General features: G+C 71.5%; 12 protein-coding genes and 1 pseudogene. 7 read left to right on the top strand and 6 right to left on the bottom strand.

Annotated elements, in window-relative coordinates; translation table 11 throughout:
- Window positions 1-5 precede the first annotated feature (5 nt).
- From AX769_RS20195 to AX769_RS20180, 4 genes and pseudogenes are all read right to left on the bottom strand, one after another.
- Window positions 6-913, bottom strand: a pseudogene (locus tag AX769_RS20195) (cation diffusion facilitator family transporter).
- A gap of 2 nt (window positions 914-915) precedes the next feature.
- Entirely contained in the window at window positions 916-1,866 is a 951-nt protein-coding gene (gene aroD, locus AX769_RS20190; RefSeq protein WP_082763968.1) for a type I 3-dehydroquinate dehydratase, read from the bottom strand.
- Window positions 1,863-2,801, bottom strand: coding sequence for a shikimate dehydrogenase (locus AX769_RS20185; RefSeq protein ID WP_082763967.1), 939 nt, complete (start codon window positions 2,799-2,801; stop codon window positions 1,863-1,865). Before AX769_RS20185 ends, aroD begins: the two co-directional genes overlap by 4 nt.
- A 472-nt stretch (window positions 2,802-3,273) precedes the next feature.
- Window positions 3,274-4,179, bottom strand: a complete 906-nt coding sequence (locus tag AX769_RS20180; RefSeq protein ID WP_066282722.1) for a LysR family transcriptional regulator — start codon at window positions 4,177-4,179, stop codon at window positions 3,274-3,276.
- A 72-nt stretch (window positions 4,180-4,251) separates the two neighbouring features.
- Between AX769_RS20180 and AX769_RS20175 the strand changes: the two genes are divergently transcribed.
- Complete coding sequence (locus AX769_RS20175; protein WP_066282720.1) at window positions 4,252-5,223, top strand: DMT family transporter; 972 nt, start codon at window positions 4,252-4,254, stop codon at window positions 5,221-5,223.
- Window positions 5,224-5,271: 48 nt separating this feature from the next.
- Window positions 5,272-6,438: an AI-2E family transporter gene (locus AX769_RS20170; RefSeq protein ID WP_157887748.1), complete on the top strand. Its 1,167-nt coding sequence runs from the start codon at window positions 5,272-5,274 to the stop codon at window positions 6,436-6,438.
- Between the two features lie 2 nt (window positions 6,439-6,440).
- Here AX769_RS20170 and AX769_RS20165 read toward each other — a convergent pair whose 3' ends face one another.
- Window positions 6,441-7,106, bottom strand: coding sequence for a TetR/AcrR family transcriptional regulator (locus AX769_RS20165; RefSeq protein WP_066282711.1), 666 nt, complete (start codon window positions 7,104-7,106; stop codon window positions 6,441-6,443).
- A gap of 84 nt (window positions 7,107-7,190) precedes the next feature.
- Here AX769_RS20165 and AX769_RS20160 point away from each other — a divergent pair, with 84 nt between their 5' ends.
- A complete protein-coding gene (locus AX769_RS20160) occupies window positions 7,191-7,943 on the top strand; it encodes an SDR family NAD(P)-dependent oxidoreductase (protein ID WP_157887747.1) in 753 nt (250 codons plus the stop codon).
- Between the two features lie 68 nt (window positions 7,944-8,011).
- On the opposite strand, the gene AX769_RS20155 is transcribed toward AX769_RS20160, so the two are convergent.
- Window positions 8,012-8,914 (bottom strand): alpha/beta hydrolase fold domain-containing protein, encoded by a 903-nt coding sequence (locus AX769_RS20155; RefSeq protein ID WP_066282709.1) that lies wholly within the window; start codon window positions 8,912-8,914, stop codon window positions 8,012-8,014.
- A gap of 122 nt (window positions 8,915-9,036) precedes the next feature.
- Here AX769_RS20155 and AX769_RS20150 point away from each other — a divergent pair, with 122 nt between their 5' ends.
- Genes AX769_RS20150 through nadC form a run of 4 tightly spaced genes read left to right on the top strand, consistent with a single transcriptional unit; the run spans window position 9,037 to window position 13,881 of the window.
- Window positions 9,037-9,795, top strand: coding sequence for an NUDIX domain-containing protein (locus AX769_RS20150; protein WP_066282706.1), 759 nt, complete (start codon window positions 9,037-9,039; stop codon window positions 9,793-9,795).
- A gap of 39 nt (window positions 9,796-9,834) precedes the next feature.
- Window positions 9,835-11,145, top strand: coding sequence for a quinolinate synthase NadA (gene nadA, locus AX769_RS20145; protein ID WP_066282704.1), 1,311 nt, complete (start codon window positions 9,835-9,837; stop codon window positions 11,143-11,145).
- Window positions 11,142-13,004, top strand: coding sequence for an L-aspartate oxidase (nadB, locus tag AX769_RS20140; RefSeq protein ID WP_239451871.1), 1,863 nt, complete (start codon window positions 11,142-11,144; stop codon window positions 13,002-13,004). The genes nadA and nadB overlap by 4 nt, the downstream gene beginning before the upstream one ends.
- On the top strand, window positions 12,991-13,881 hold the full coding sequence (gene nadC / locus AX769_RS20135) for a carboxylating nicotinate-nucleotide diphosphorylase (RefSeq protein ID WP_066282701.1): 891 nt from the start codon (window positions 12,991-12,993) through the stop codon (window positions 13,879-13,881). The genes nadB and nadC overlap by 14 nt, the downstream gene beginning before the upstream one ends.
- The last annotated feature ends 12 nt before the right edge of the window (window positions 13,882-13,893 follow it).

Below are 13,893 nucleotides of genomic sequence, written 5' to 3'. Positions count from 1 at the left end.
GCCGGTCAGGCGTGGTCGATGTGCTCGTGCGCGGCGTGCTGCTCGGGCTCGAGCTGGAAGGTGGAGTGCTCGATCGCGATGCTGAAGTGCTCGAGCACGCAGGCCTGCAGGTCGTCGAGGATACGCGGCGCGTGCCCGTCTTCGAAGCAGCCCTGCGAGACGACGACGTGGGCCGACAGGATCGGCAGGCCGGTCGCGATCTGCGACGCGTGCAGGTCGTGCACGGCCCGGACGTGGGGGAGTTCGAGCATGTGCCGGCGGACGTCGTCGAGATCGAGCCCCCGGGGCGTGGACTCGAGCAGCACGCCGGTCGTCTCACGCAGCAGCAGGACGGTGCGGGGCACGATCAGGACGGCGACGAGCATGCCGGCCACGGCGTCGGCCTGCGCCCAGCCGGTGAGGGCGATGACGACGGCCGCGACGATCACGGCGACGGAGCCGAGCGCGTCGTTCACCACCTCGAGGAAGGCGGCGCGGAGGTTCATCGTCGAGTTGCGCGCCGAGGCGAGCACGACGATGGAGGCGATGTTGCCGGCCAGGCCGATGGCGCCGAACAGCAACAGGGAGCCCGACGGCACCGACGGCGGCGCGAACAGGCGCTGCACGCCCTCGACGAACGCGTAGATGCCCACGGCAAGGAGCACCGCCGACTGCCCGAGCGCGGCCAGCACTTCGGCCCGTCGGTACCCCAGGTACGCGACGACGTCGCCGGCCGGGTGATCAACCAGGCCGCGACGAGGGCGGTCGTGAGGCCCGCGACGTCGGTGAGCATGTGGCCCGCATCGACGAGCAGCGCAAGGCTGCCGGTGAGCACCGAGCCGACGATCTCGGCGACCAGGATCAGCGACGTGATGGCGAGGGCTGTGGCGAGCCTCCCGGGGCTCGACGAGGGGGTGCCGTGTTCGTGCGACATGCTCAGCCTTCGGCGGGTGCTGCCGCGGGTCGCCCGAACGAGTCGTTGCGGTCTCGGCCCGCGATGTCGCGCCGGGCGGCGATGTCGTCGCGGCCGGTGCCGGGCTCGCCTTCGGCGGCTGCCGCAGCCGGGCTGCGTCGATCGGCGGGGCCCCTGCCGCTGCCGAGACCTTCGTCATCGAGGCTGCCGTGCACGAGGTCGAGGATGCCGCGCAGCTCGCACGCCTCCACCTGCCCGGGCGCGCTGGCCGCGCCCGACGACCCGAAGGTGAGGCAGGATCCGAACGTCTCGCCGGCCAGGCGCGTCACCACGCCGAGCGCGGCCATCGACATCGTGATGACGGGCCGGTGCGCCTGCTCGCGCACGAACTCCTCGGTCACCGTCAGCAGGGTCAGCACGTCGGCGGGGCTCTGCGGCATCACCGCGAGCTTCAGCACGTCGGCCCCCAGGTCTTGCTGGAGGGCGAGGCGGGCGATCAACTGGTCGTGGTCGGGGGTCTTCTCGAAGTCGTGCGACGACATGACGACCGACACGTCGTGCTCGTGGGCGCCGTTGACGATCTGCTCGAGCATGCCGAGCTCGGTGAACATCTCGACGTCGATGGCGTCCACCTGCCCGGTGGCCACGGCCGAGGCGAGGAGGTCGCGGTAGTGGCGGGGCTCGATGTCGCGGCTGCCGCCCTCGGGTCGCGACCGGAAGGTGAAGAGGATCGGCACGTTTTCGCCCACGCCCTCGCGGACGGCGTAGATGGCGATGCGAACGGCGTCGAGGTCGTCGACGTCGACGAAGTGGTCGATGCGCAGCTCGACGAGGTCGAAGGCCCCCTCGGGCAGCCCGGCGACGGTCTGGCGCAGGTCGTCGACGGTCGACGCGACCAGTGGCACGCAGATCTTGGGGCGGCCGGTGCCGAGTTCGAGCCCGCGCAGCGTGACGGGCCGGATCGTGTCGGTCATCGCACGACCTCGCCCGGGACCGGGAGCGAGACCGGCACACGGACCGGCACCGGCACCGGAGGCACGCCGACGGCGGCGCGCATGTCGCGGCGGATGGCGTCCTCGTCGGGCACCGAGACAGTCTGCGGCAGCCCGGCGAAGAGCCGGATCTGCCCGACGGCCTGCTCGATGAGCATGTCGAGCCCCGAGACGATGAGCCCTCCGGCGTCGGCCCAGCGGGTGGCGAGGGCGCTCGGCCACGGGTCGTAGGCGACGTCGAGCAGCACGGCGCCGGGGCCCGACGGGGTGAGCGGCAGGTCGTCGGCCGCGCCGCCGGGCAGCGTGCTGACGGCGAGGTCGGCCGGGCCCGCATCGGCCAGGCGGTCGAGGGGAAGCGCTTCGAGGGCGACGCCGAGCGAGGATGCCAGGCCGCTCAACTCGGACGCCTTGGTGACGTCGCGCAGGTACAGGCGCACGCGCCCCACGCCGAGCTCGGCGACGGCCGCGAGGGCCGATGCGGCGGTCGCGCCCCCGCCGACGATGATCGTCTCGTCGCCGCGGAGATCGTTCACGTCGGCCAGGCGCGACGACACGGCGCGAGTGATGCCGTCGACGTCCGTGTTGTGACCGGCCAGGTGCCGGGAGCCGTCGACCTGCGACAGGACGACCGTGTTCGCGACGCCGAGCTTCCGCACGAGCGGAGAGGCCTCGTCGAGCAGCGGGACGACCTCGCGCTTGAGTGGCATGGTGAGGCTGAGCCCCCGCCACGACTCGTCGAGCGAGTCGACGAACGGAGCGAGGGCACCCGAGGCGACCTCGGCCAGGCCGTAGTCGAAGGGCAGCCCGAGCCGGTCGTACGCGATGCCCTGCAGCCGCGGCGAGAGGGAGTGCCCGATGGGGGAGCCGAGCACGGCGAGCCGGCGGCGCGCATCCGGTCGAAGCGGGGCTGCAGGCACAAAATCCTCCGGTCGGTGGTGGGAGCGTCAGTTTATCGTCGAGGGCGCGGCGTTATCACGGCGCCGGGGCCCGGGAGCGGGCCGCGAGATCACGGCGCCGGGGCCCGGGAGCGGGCCGCGAGCCGCGTTATCACGCAGGCGACCGGATCCTGCGGCCCGCACCTCGAGGCGTCACCACCGCTTTACACCGGGTGCTCGTCGACGATTCACGCCGTTCGTAGAGTCGCCCGTGATGAGTGCAGATCCGTTTCACCTCGCCTGGCTCACCCCGTTCGAAGTGCCTGCCTGGAAGTCGCCGTGGGCGGAGGGCACCCCGCGGCGAGTCGCAGCGCACCCACTCGAGGCGCTACGTCGACGAGATCGCGTCAGGGCTCGCGCCCGAGCTGCGGAAGCGGGGGCTGATCCGGTCCGACTGCACCGAGGCGACGCCGACGGCGAACCTCGGGGCCATCTGAGCCTCGCGGCCGCATCTTCACGCCTCGGCGAGGCCGCTCGCGATGGTGCGCAGCCGCTCGAGCACCGTGCGCACGGCGGCGCGCTCGAGCGTCTCCGGCCGAGCGAGGCAGTCGATGTGGCGCCCGAGCCCCGAGGGCGACAGGGGCCGGAGGACGAGATCGGGGTGGTGGCGGAGGTCGCTCGTGTAGCGCGGCATCAACGCGATGCAGCCGCTCGCCTCGACGACTCGGGCGGCGACGAAGAACTCGTTGATCCGATGCAGGATGCGCGCGTCTCTCCCTCCGATGCCGGCGATCGCCGCGATCGCGCTCTCGAGCGGGAATCCCTCGTGCACGGCCACCCAGGCCTCGCCGTCGAGATCCGCCGGCTCGATCGTCTCCATCGCCGCAAGCCGATGATCGCGCCGGACGACGAGATCGAGGGGTTCGAACAGCAGCGGTTCGACTCGCACCGTGGCCGGCCACGGCGCGCTTCCCACCAGGCGGTGCGCGATCACGAGGTCGTGATCGGCCGTGAGCGACGGGAAGCCCTCCTGGGCCACGTCCTGATCGCTGAGGCCGACCCGCGGCTGATCGGGGCCGCTCAGCCCGATGATCAGGGGGCCGAAGATCGACAGGGCCGCGCTGTTGAAGGCGGCCACCGTCACCGTGCCGGCAGGCTCGCTCTGGAATCGCGCCACCGCCTGCTCGGCCCGTTCGAACGCCACCTCGACGTCGATCGCGGCGCGCGCCAGCACTCGGCCGGCATCGGTCAGCGTCAGCCGACGCCCGTCCTTGACGGTCAGGGGGACGGATGATCGGCGCTGGAGAGCGCTGATCTGCTGCGAGACGGACGACGGGGTGACCCGCAGCGCGAGGGCCACAGCGGCGATGCTGCCCCGATCGCCGAGCTCTCGGAGAGCGCGGAGCTGACCCTGTTCCATAAGCTGACACTAAACCAACGCGGTGCAAATTCGTGTCTTGTCTTACGAGTCGGGCCGAACGACCATGAAGCCATGGCTGCCTCTCGCTCACGATTCCGCGTCGACCTTCTCCTGCTCGTCGTCGCCGTCTCGTGGGGGTCGACCTACCTCGTGGCCAAGGAGCTGGTCACGCCGAGTTCGGTCGTCGCACTGCTCGCGCTGCGGATGCTGCTGGCGGCCGCGATCATGGCCGGCGTCGTGGGCGTCCGGCGGCAGCGCGTGACGCTCGCGGAGGTGCGCGCCGGCGCGCTGCTCGGTCTGCTGCTGAGCGCGGTGTTCGCGTTCGAGACGTTCGGCATAGCTCACACCTCGGCGACGAACGCCGGTCTCATCATCAGCCTGACGATCGTGTTCACCCCGCTCCTCGACTCCGTCGTCTCGGGCCGTCACCTGCCCGGCAGATTCTTCTCCGCAGCGGGGGTCGCCGTCCTCGGGGTCGTGCTGCTCGCCGGCGACGGCGGTGTCCGCCCGCCCTCGCTCGGCGACCTGCTCGTCCTCGGCGCGGCCCTCGCGCGGGCCGTCTACGTCACGTCGACGCACAGGATCACGATGGCCAGGCCGATGGACACGCTTCACCTCACCGCCGTGCAACTAGCGACCTGCGCAGCCGTCTTCACCGTGATCTCCGTCTTCACGGGCGAGTCGATCCCGAGCTACGTCGTGCGCCTCGACCCGGGCCGCGCGCTGCTCTTCCTGTATCTCGTTGTGGTGTGCACGGTCTTCGCGTTCTTCGTGCAGACCTGGGCGGTGCGTCGCACGTCGCCGTCGCGCGTCGGTCTGCTGCTCGGCACCGAGCCCGTGTGGGCCGCCATCGGCGGAATCGTGATCGCGCACGACCACGTCGCCGCCGTCGGCTACTGCGGCATCGCCCTGATCCTGGCTGCGACGAGCTGGGGTCGGTCCATCGAGCGGCGCCATCGCCTCCTCAGCGACAGGAAGGCGTCGCGGCCGAGCGAAGAGCCGCTGAGCGACAAGCCACTGAGCGAAAAGCCACTGAGCGCATGATCCGAGTGGCTCCCGGCGGGTGGGGCGGTGACCGGCTACGGTCACGCTATGAGTTTTCTCCGAAAAGCCCCGAGCGCGCCGCGCGTTCCGACCCCCGCGTCGGATCCGATTCCGAAGGGGCTCACGATCGGGGCGGGCTTCACCGCCCGAATCCTCATCATCGCAGCGGGGCTCGCGCTCGTGGGAGTGCTCGTCTACGAGCTGTCCGAGATCGTCATCCCCTTCCTCATCGGGCTCATCCTGGCGGCGCTCCTCATGCCGCTGGAGTCTCTCCTGCGTCGCCATCACGTGCCCAAGTGGCTGTCGATCGTGATCTCGCTTCTCGTCGTGGTCGTCGTGATCGCCGGCCTCGGCCTGCTCGTCACGCAGCAGGTCATCTCCGAGCTGCCGGCGCTCGAGAAGCAGATCACCGCGTCGGTGAAGTCGGCGGAGTCGCTCTTGGCGACGCACCCGTTCGGTCTGACCGACGACAAGGTCAACGGCTACGTCAAAGACATCGAGTCGTTCCTCACGAAGAACGCGTCCAAACTCGGGGCGGGGGCCGCCGCCGCCGGCACCTCGGCCATCCACATCCTCGAGGGCGTCTTCATCGCGTTCTTCGTGCTGCTGTTCACGCTCATCGACGGCGGCCGCATCTTCCAGTGGGTCACGGGCCTCTTCCCTCGCCGTGCCAGTGGTCGCATCCACGCCGCCGGTGACGCCGGCTGGCGCACCCTCACGGCCTTCATCCGCGTGCAGCTGGTCGTGGCGGCGACCGACGCCGTCGGCATCGGGCTGGGCGCCTTCATCCTGGGCGTGCCGCTGGCAGTGCCGGTGGCAGTGATCGTCTTCTTCGGCGCCTTCGTGCCCGTCGTCGGCGCGATCGTCGGCGGAATCGCCGCGGTCGGCATCGCCCTCGTCTTCAACGGCTGGCTGCACGCGCTGATCATGCTGGGCATCGTCCTGCTCGTGCAACAGATCGAGAGCCACGTGCTGCACCCGCTGCTGACCGGGTCGGCCGTGAAGGTGCACCCGCTGGGCGTCGTCCTCGGCGTGACCGCCGGCACGACGCTCGCCGGGATCGCCGGCGCCTTCTTCGCCGTCCCGTTCATCGCCACCGTCAACGCGATGGTCGTGGCCGCCTACCACCACGACCCCGACGAGATCACCGGGGCCGGCCACGACCCCGACCCCGAGGCCAAAGAGAGGGACGAGCCGCCTCACCGGGCGGTCTGACCTCACGGCTGGGCCTCGCGTGAGCGGGCCGAGGCCGACAGCGACCGCAGGTGGTCGATGGCGGCGTCGAGCGCGGCCTCGAGGGCGATCGTGTCGCGGCGGGTCTGGCTGAGGAGGAGCCCGCCCTGGACTGCCGCGAGCAGAGCGAGCGCCGAGCGCTCGACGTCGAGACCCGGCGGCAGGATGCCGCGGTCGCGCATGGTCGACAGCCCGTCTCGGAGAAGGCCCTCCCACGCCGCGAACGATCCCTGCAGCGCCTTTCGCGCCACGAGGTCGGTCTCGACCAGGTCGCTCGCGAGACTGCCGATGGGGCAGCCGCCGACGCACTGCTGCGCCTGAAGGACGTCGACGATCATGTTGCGCCACGCGACCAGGCCGTCGAAGCCTTCGACGCGCTCGAGGCTCGACCGATGGATGTCCAGCACCGTCTGGGTCTGGTGGTCGATGACGGCCAGGATCAGCGCGTTCTTGTCGGTGAAATAGTGGTACAGCTGCGAGGTGTTGACGCCGGCCACCTGCTGGATGTCGTCGATCGTGGCGCGCTCGACACCCACCTCGAGCATGAGTCGCGACGCCGTCTCGACGATGCGCTGCCGGGTGGCTCTGCCCTTCGCCGTCAGTGGGCGGCCGCCGACGGCGACGAGTTCGGCAGGAGGCGCGGAGGGCATACAGCCACGATACCGGTTTTAGAGTGGACATTCCATTTTTTGGTCGTCACGATTGGAGCAATCACTCCAATCGAAAGGCTTCACATGACCACGACAGACTTTGCAGGGCAGACCGCACTCGTGACGGGCGGCACCAGCGGGATCGGCCGCGAGGTCGCCCTCCAGCTCGGGGCCGGCGGCGCGCACGTCGTCGTCACCGGCCGGGATGCCGAACGCGGGGCAGCCACCGTGCGTTCGATCGTCGAGGCCGGCGGTTCGGCCGACTTCGTGGCCGTCGACCTCGCCGAGGCGGCCGCCGTCTCCCACCTCGCCGACGAGGCCAGTCGGCTCGGCGGCGGCCACGTCGACGTGCTGGTCAACAACGCGGGCATGTTCCCGTTCGGCCCGACCGCCGAGGTCGACGTCGAGACGTTCGACGCCGTGATGGCGGTCAACGTGCGAGCGCCGTTCACCCTGGTCGCAGCCCTGGCCCCTGCCATGGCCGACCGTGGTCACGGCGCGATCGTCAACGTCTCGACGATGGTGGCCTCCTTCGGCATGAGCGGCATGTCGCTCTACGGCTCGTCGAAAGCGGCGCTGCAGCTCTTGACGAAGGCGTGGGCGGCCGAGTTCGCCCCAGCGGGGGTACGGGTCAACGCCGTGAGCCCCGGGCCGACCCGCACCGAGGGCACCGCAGGGATGGGCGACGGGCTGGATGCGCTCGCCGCCACGACTCCGGCAGGCCGGGTCAGCACGCCGACCGAGATCGCGAACGCCGTCGTCTTCCTGGCCTCGGCTGCGGCATCGAACGTGCACGGCGTGATCCTGCCCGTCGATGGCGGTCGGCTTGCCGTCTGATCGTCGGGTCGTCGGATCCGACGGGCGGGCCTGAGGCGCCGACAATCGGCCTTCGGGCCCGCAAAAACTCAGGCCCGCAGCACGTCGACCATGCGCGACACGGCGAGGCGGGCCTCGGGCAGCACGCCGACCGCGGGGAAGACGTGGAAGCCGCCGCGCGTGATCCGCAGCTCTGCGGGCGTCCCCGCCCGCAGGAGGCGACGGGTCACCTCGTACGCGTCAGCCGCGAGGATGTCGCGGTCGCCCTGGTAGATGTGCACGGGCGCGAGCCCGGCGAGGTCGCCGTAGAGCGGGCTGACGCGCGGGTCGCGCACGTCCAGATCACCCGCCCAGAGCCGCCCGGCCTCGACGAGGCCGAGCGGCGCGATCAGGTGGTCGCGCGGCTCGAGCCGGGCGATGCCGGGGTTCGTCATCGTCACGTCGACCCAGGGCGAGAGGAGCAGGATGCCACGGGGCGCCTCCAGCCCCGCACCGCGATACGCGATCGCCTGGCCGAGTGCCAGGCCACCGCCCGCCGAGTCGCCGCCCAAGAACACGCGGCCGGGGTGCTCGGCGATCGCCTGCCGATAGACGGCCTCGAGCGCCGGATACTCGGTGGCCGCAATGTGCTCGGGGGCGAGCCCGTAGAGCGGAACGTCGATGCTGACGTGCGCTCCCTCGACGAGCCTGGCCAGGAGGTCCCAATGCAGGCCCCGGATCGGGAAGGTGTAGCACCCGCCGTGGGTGTAGATCAGGTGCGCGCGAGGCACCGCACGCTCTGAGTCGTCACGGTGGGCGTGCCGCGGTTCGAGCCGGACGACGCGCATGCCCTCGACCCGGCGCTCCGTCACGTGCGCTGCTCGGCGGGCGGCGTCGGTGACCGGCGCCTCGCCCTTCCGGTCGGAGATGGCTTTGGTGAGCGAGTCGGCCGTGTCGGTCGACCGCGGCAGGAGGCGAAGCAGCGAGCGGACGACCGCGAGGGGCAGGGACATGCGCTCGACCCTAGACCGAAGCCTGATCGGGGTGGCATTAGGTGATTACGACTTTAAGTGATAGGGTCGTGTTGACCTTAACCTCGCGGCGCCTCCTCGGCCGCACGACGAGAGCCGACACCATGTCGCAACAGCACGCCGAAGCCACACCGCAGGGGTCGCCGACGCTCGCCGTGTCGACCGTGATCTTCTCGCTGATGCCCTCCGAAGTCACCGCCCGCATGGCGCTGCACATCCCGCTCGTGCGCCGCATCCGCGACCCCTACCGCGGCCAGTGGGCCCTGCCCGGAGGGCCGCTCGGCGCGGCCGAGGACCTCGCCGAGGCCGCTCGCCGCCACCTCTACGAGACCACGGGGCTGTCGCCCAGCTATCTCGAACAGCTGTACGCGTTCGGGGCGCGGGGGAGGGGTGCGGACGAGCGGGTCGTGTCGATCGTGTACTGGGCGCTGGTGTCGCAGGGCGTGGCTGCCTCGCCTCCTGCGTCGTCGGATCCTGCGCTCGCCGTCGCATCGCCCGCCCCGTCGCTCGTGACGGGCGACCCGAACGTGTGCTGGTTCGACGCCGACGCGCTGCCGAAGCTGGCCTTCGACCACCGCACCATCGTCGACTACGCGCTCTGGCGGCTGCGCACGAAGATCGAGTACAGCCGCATCGCCCATGCCTTCGTCGGCGAGACGTTCACGCTCGCGCAATTGCGAGAGGTGCACGAGGCGGTGCTGGGGCGGTCGCTCGACCCGGCGAACTTCAGACGCATGGTCGAGTCGAGCGACTCCGTCGTCGACACCGGCGAGCGTCTCACCGGCACGGCCCACCGGCCGCCGAAGCTCTACCGCTACGACACCGCGGTCGACCTCGTCGACCCCGACCCGCTCGGCGTCTGACGCCGCGCTTCCTCCCGAACCTGCGAAAGAAGAACATCGATGACCTCCGTCGACACCACGATCCGTCGCATCACGAACGGCGAGCTGCCTGGCGAGGTGTGCGCCACCGACCTCCGGATCGCGCCGTGGAACTTCGACACCGGTACGCCGTCGTACGGCCCCGGCTCGTCGATGTTCGACTCCATCCCGCTGGGGTCGCCGCTGCAGGGCGAGATCCCGCTCGAATACCGCGAGGCGTCGCCCGCCGAGCTCGACCGGCGCATCCGCGCGGCTCGCGAGACGCTCGGCGACCGGGTGCTGATGCTGGGCCACTTCTATCAGCGCGACGAGGTGGTGCAGTACGCCGACTACGTGGGCGACTCGTTCCAGCTCGCCGTCAAAGCCGCGGCGTCTCCGCAGGCCGAGGCGATCGTCTTCTGCGGCGTGCACTTCATGGCCGAGACGGCCGACCTGCTCTCAGGAGCCGACCAGGCCGTGATCCTGCCGAATCTCAGCGCCGGCTGCTCGATGGCCGACATGGCCGACATCGACAGCGTCGAGGCGGCGTGGTCGCAGCTCGAAGACGTCTACGGCGACCTCACCGCCGTCGACTCCGACGGGCGGGTGCCGGTGATCCCCGTCACCTACATGAACTCGGCCGCCGACCTCAAGGGCTTCTGCGGGCGCCACGGCGGCATCGTCTGCACGTCGTCGAACGCCACGACGGTGCTCGAGTGGGCGTTCGCTCGAGGGCGCCGCGTGCTGTTCTTCCCCGACCAGCACCTCGGGCGCAACACCGCCAAGGCCATGGGTGTGCCGCTCGAGGCGATGCCGATGTGGAACCCGCGTCGGCCCCTCGGCGGCTCGAGCGTGCCCCAGCTCGTCGACGCGCAGGTGATCCTGTGGAACGGCTTCTGCTCGGTGCACAAGCGCTTCACCGTCGCTCAGATCGACGAGGCGCGCACGACGCACCCCGACGTGCAGGTCATCGTGCACCCCGAGTGCCCGATGCCCGTCGTCGACGCGGCCGACTCGTACGGATCGACCGACTTCATCGTGAAGGCGATCCAGGCGGCGCCGGCCGGGTCGACCTTCGCCATCGGCACCGAGATCAACCTCGTGCAGCGGCTCGCGGCCGAGTACCCGCAGCACACGATCTTCTGTCTCGACTCGGTCGTCTGCCCGTGCTCGACGATGTACCGCATCCACCCCGGCTACATCGCCTGGGCGCTGGAGGCACTGGTCGGCACGGCTGCACGCCCTTCGGAGGTGCTCAATCGGATCACCGTGCCGGCGTCCGTCGCTGCGCCCGCTCGAATCGCGCTCGAGCGGATGCTCGCCGCGAAGCCGAACCACACGGTGTCGGTGTGAGTGGCGCCGCGTCGGCCGCTCGCCTGCTTGCGCCGCGCAGCATCGTCGTGGTCGGCTCGGGGCTCGGCGGGCTGACCGCCGCGCTCCGGGCCTCGGCTCTCGGGCATTCGGTCACCCTCGTCACGAAGGGCGCCCTCGACGAGAGCAACTCCCGCTACGCGCAGGGCGGCATCGCGGCCGCCGTCTTCGACGACGACTCCGTCGAGTTGCACGTCGGCGACACTCTCGCGGCCGGGGCCGGGCTTTCCGTGCACGACGCCGTCCTGGCGCTCTGCACCGACGGCGCGTTGAGAATTCAGGATCTCGCGCGCTGGGGCGTCGAGTTCGACCGCGCGGAGGTCGGTGGCGGCGCGAATTCCGGTTTTGCCGACGCGGCTCGAGCTGGTGGTCCTGCCGCCGGTGGTGCCGCGGGCTGGGCCCGCGGGCTGGAGGCCGCGCACAGCCGTGCCCGCGTGCTGCACGCCGGCGGCGACGCGACCGGCGCCGCGATCGTCCAGGCCCTGCTGGCCCGCTTAGCCGCCTCCGACGTCAAAGTCGTCGAGCAGGCGTTCGTCGCCGACCTCCTGTTGGCCTCCAGCGACGAGCGCCGCGTCGTGGGCGTCTCGCTCGTCACGGCCGCCGGCGTCAGCGACCTCCGCGCCGACGCCGTGGTGCTCGCGTCGGGTGGGGCCGGGCAGCTCTACGAGTTCACGACGAACCCCCTCGCCGCGACCGGCGACGGCCTCGCCGCGGCCTGGCGGGCCGGCGCACGGGTGCAGGATCTCGAGTTCTTCCAGTTCCACCCCACGGCCCTCGCCATGCCGGGCTCCTTCTTGATCAGCGAGGCAGTGCGCGGCGAGGGCGCGGTGCTGCTCGACGCCGGCGGCCGCCGCTTCATGGCCGCCGTCGACCGCCGTGCCGAGCTGGCACCCCGCGACGTGGTCGCCCGCGGCATCTTCGACATGATGGCCGGCCAGGCGGGGCTTCCCGCCCTGCTCGACGCCACGATGATCGGGGCGGCCGGCCTCGCCCGGCGCTTCCCGACCATCACCGCGGCGATGAGGGCGGCAGGCCTCGACTGGGCGAGCGAGCCGATCCCCGTCACACCGGCGGCGCACTACTTCATGGGCGGCATCGCGACCGACCTCGACGGCCGCACGTCGCTCGAAGGCCTCTACGCCGTCGGCGAGGTCGCCTCGACCGGGGTGCACGGGGCCAACCGGCTCGCGTCGAACTCGCTGCTCGAAGCCGCCGTCTTCGGCTGGCGCGCGGCCACCGCGGTCGGCGCGGACGCGACCGGGTCGTCGGCTTTCGACGACGCGTCGCGGCACGACGCCGTGCGGCCCCCGTCGGTCGACGACGCCGTGCCCGAGCGGGCGGCGCTGCAGAGGCTGATGTGGGGCGCGGCCGGTGTCGAGCGCTCGGGTGAGACCCTCGCCGCCGCGCTCGACGCCCTCGACGAGGGCGAGCTGCCGGAGGCGGCTGCCGTCGGGGCCGCGGCGCCGGTTGGTCAAACCGGAGAATCCGCACGGTCTGGGCACGCCGCCCGGGCTGCCGCGGCGACGCTCCGTCAGAACTCCGGTTTTACCGACGGGGGCGCCGACGGGGGCGCCGACGGGGGCGCTGACGGGGGCGCTGACGGGGGCGCTGACGGGGGCGCTGACGGGGGCGCCGACAGAACCGCTGCGGGCACAGCCCCGCGCACCGCGCTGCTCGAGACCGCCAACCTCCGCGACGTCGCCCGCCTCGTGGTGGCCGCCGCCCTCGCCCGCGAAGAGTCGCGCGGCGCCCACTTCCGCCGCGACTTCGCTCGCACCGACCCGACACTCGCCCGCTCGACCAGCTGGGCCCGAAAGGTGAACGAACATGCTGACCGATGACGCCATCACCGAGGTCGTCCAGAGAGCTCTCCGCGAGGACGCGCCCTGGGGCGACGTCACCAGCGAGGCGCTGATCCCCGAGGAGGCCTCGGCGACCGCGAGCGTCGTGGCCCGTGAGGCCGGCGTGCTGGCGGGCACCCGCGTGCTGCTCTCGGTGGCGCGCGAAGTCGACCCGCTGATCGAGGTGACCTTGCGCGCCGCGGATGGCGACCACTTCGCCCCAGGGCAGACCCTCGCCGAGCTGAGCGGCTCGGCCCGTGGCATCCTGCGGGCCGAGCGCATCGCGCTGAACCTGCTGCAGCGGCTCTCGGGAATCGCGACGCTGACCTCGGCCTACGTCGCCCAGACCGAGGGCACGCGGGCGCAGATCGTCGACACGCGCAAGACCACGCCGGGGCTGCGCGCCCTCGAGCGCGACGCCGTGGTGGCGGGCGGGGGCCGCAACCACCGCTTCTCGCTGAGCGATGCGGTGCTCGTGAAAGACAACCACCTCGCGATCCTGCTGGCCCAGGGGCTCACGGTGACCGAAGCCCTCGTCGACCTGAAGCAGCGGCTGTCGCACACCACCCGCGTCGAAGTCGAGGTCGACCGGCTCGACCAGATCGAGGAGGTGCTCGCGGCCGGGGTCGACACGATCATGCTCGACAACTTCGGGCCCGACGATCTCGTCGAAGGGGTCGCCCAGGTCGCCGGCCGGGCGCTGGTCGAGGCCAGTGGAGGGGTGAATCTCGGCACGGTCGGCAGGATCGCCGCGAGCGGAGTCGACCTCATCTCGGTCGGCGCCCTGACGCACAGCGCCCGCGCTCTCGATCTAGGGCTCGACATCGCCATCGACGTGCCCGCAGGGCGTGCCCCCGCCGGGTTCGCCGCCGTCTGACGCGCCTCGTAC

This window comes from Frondihabitans sp. PAMC 28766, assembly GCF_001577365.1.
In the GTDB taxonomy this organism is placed as follows: domain Bacteria; phylum Actinomycetota; class Actinomycetes; order Actinomycetales; family Microbacteriaceae; genus Frondihabitans.
This window is presented reverse-complemented; position numbering and strand designations above follow the sequence as displayed.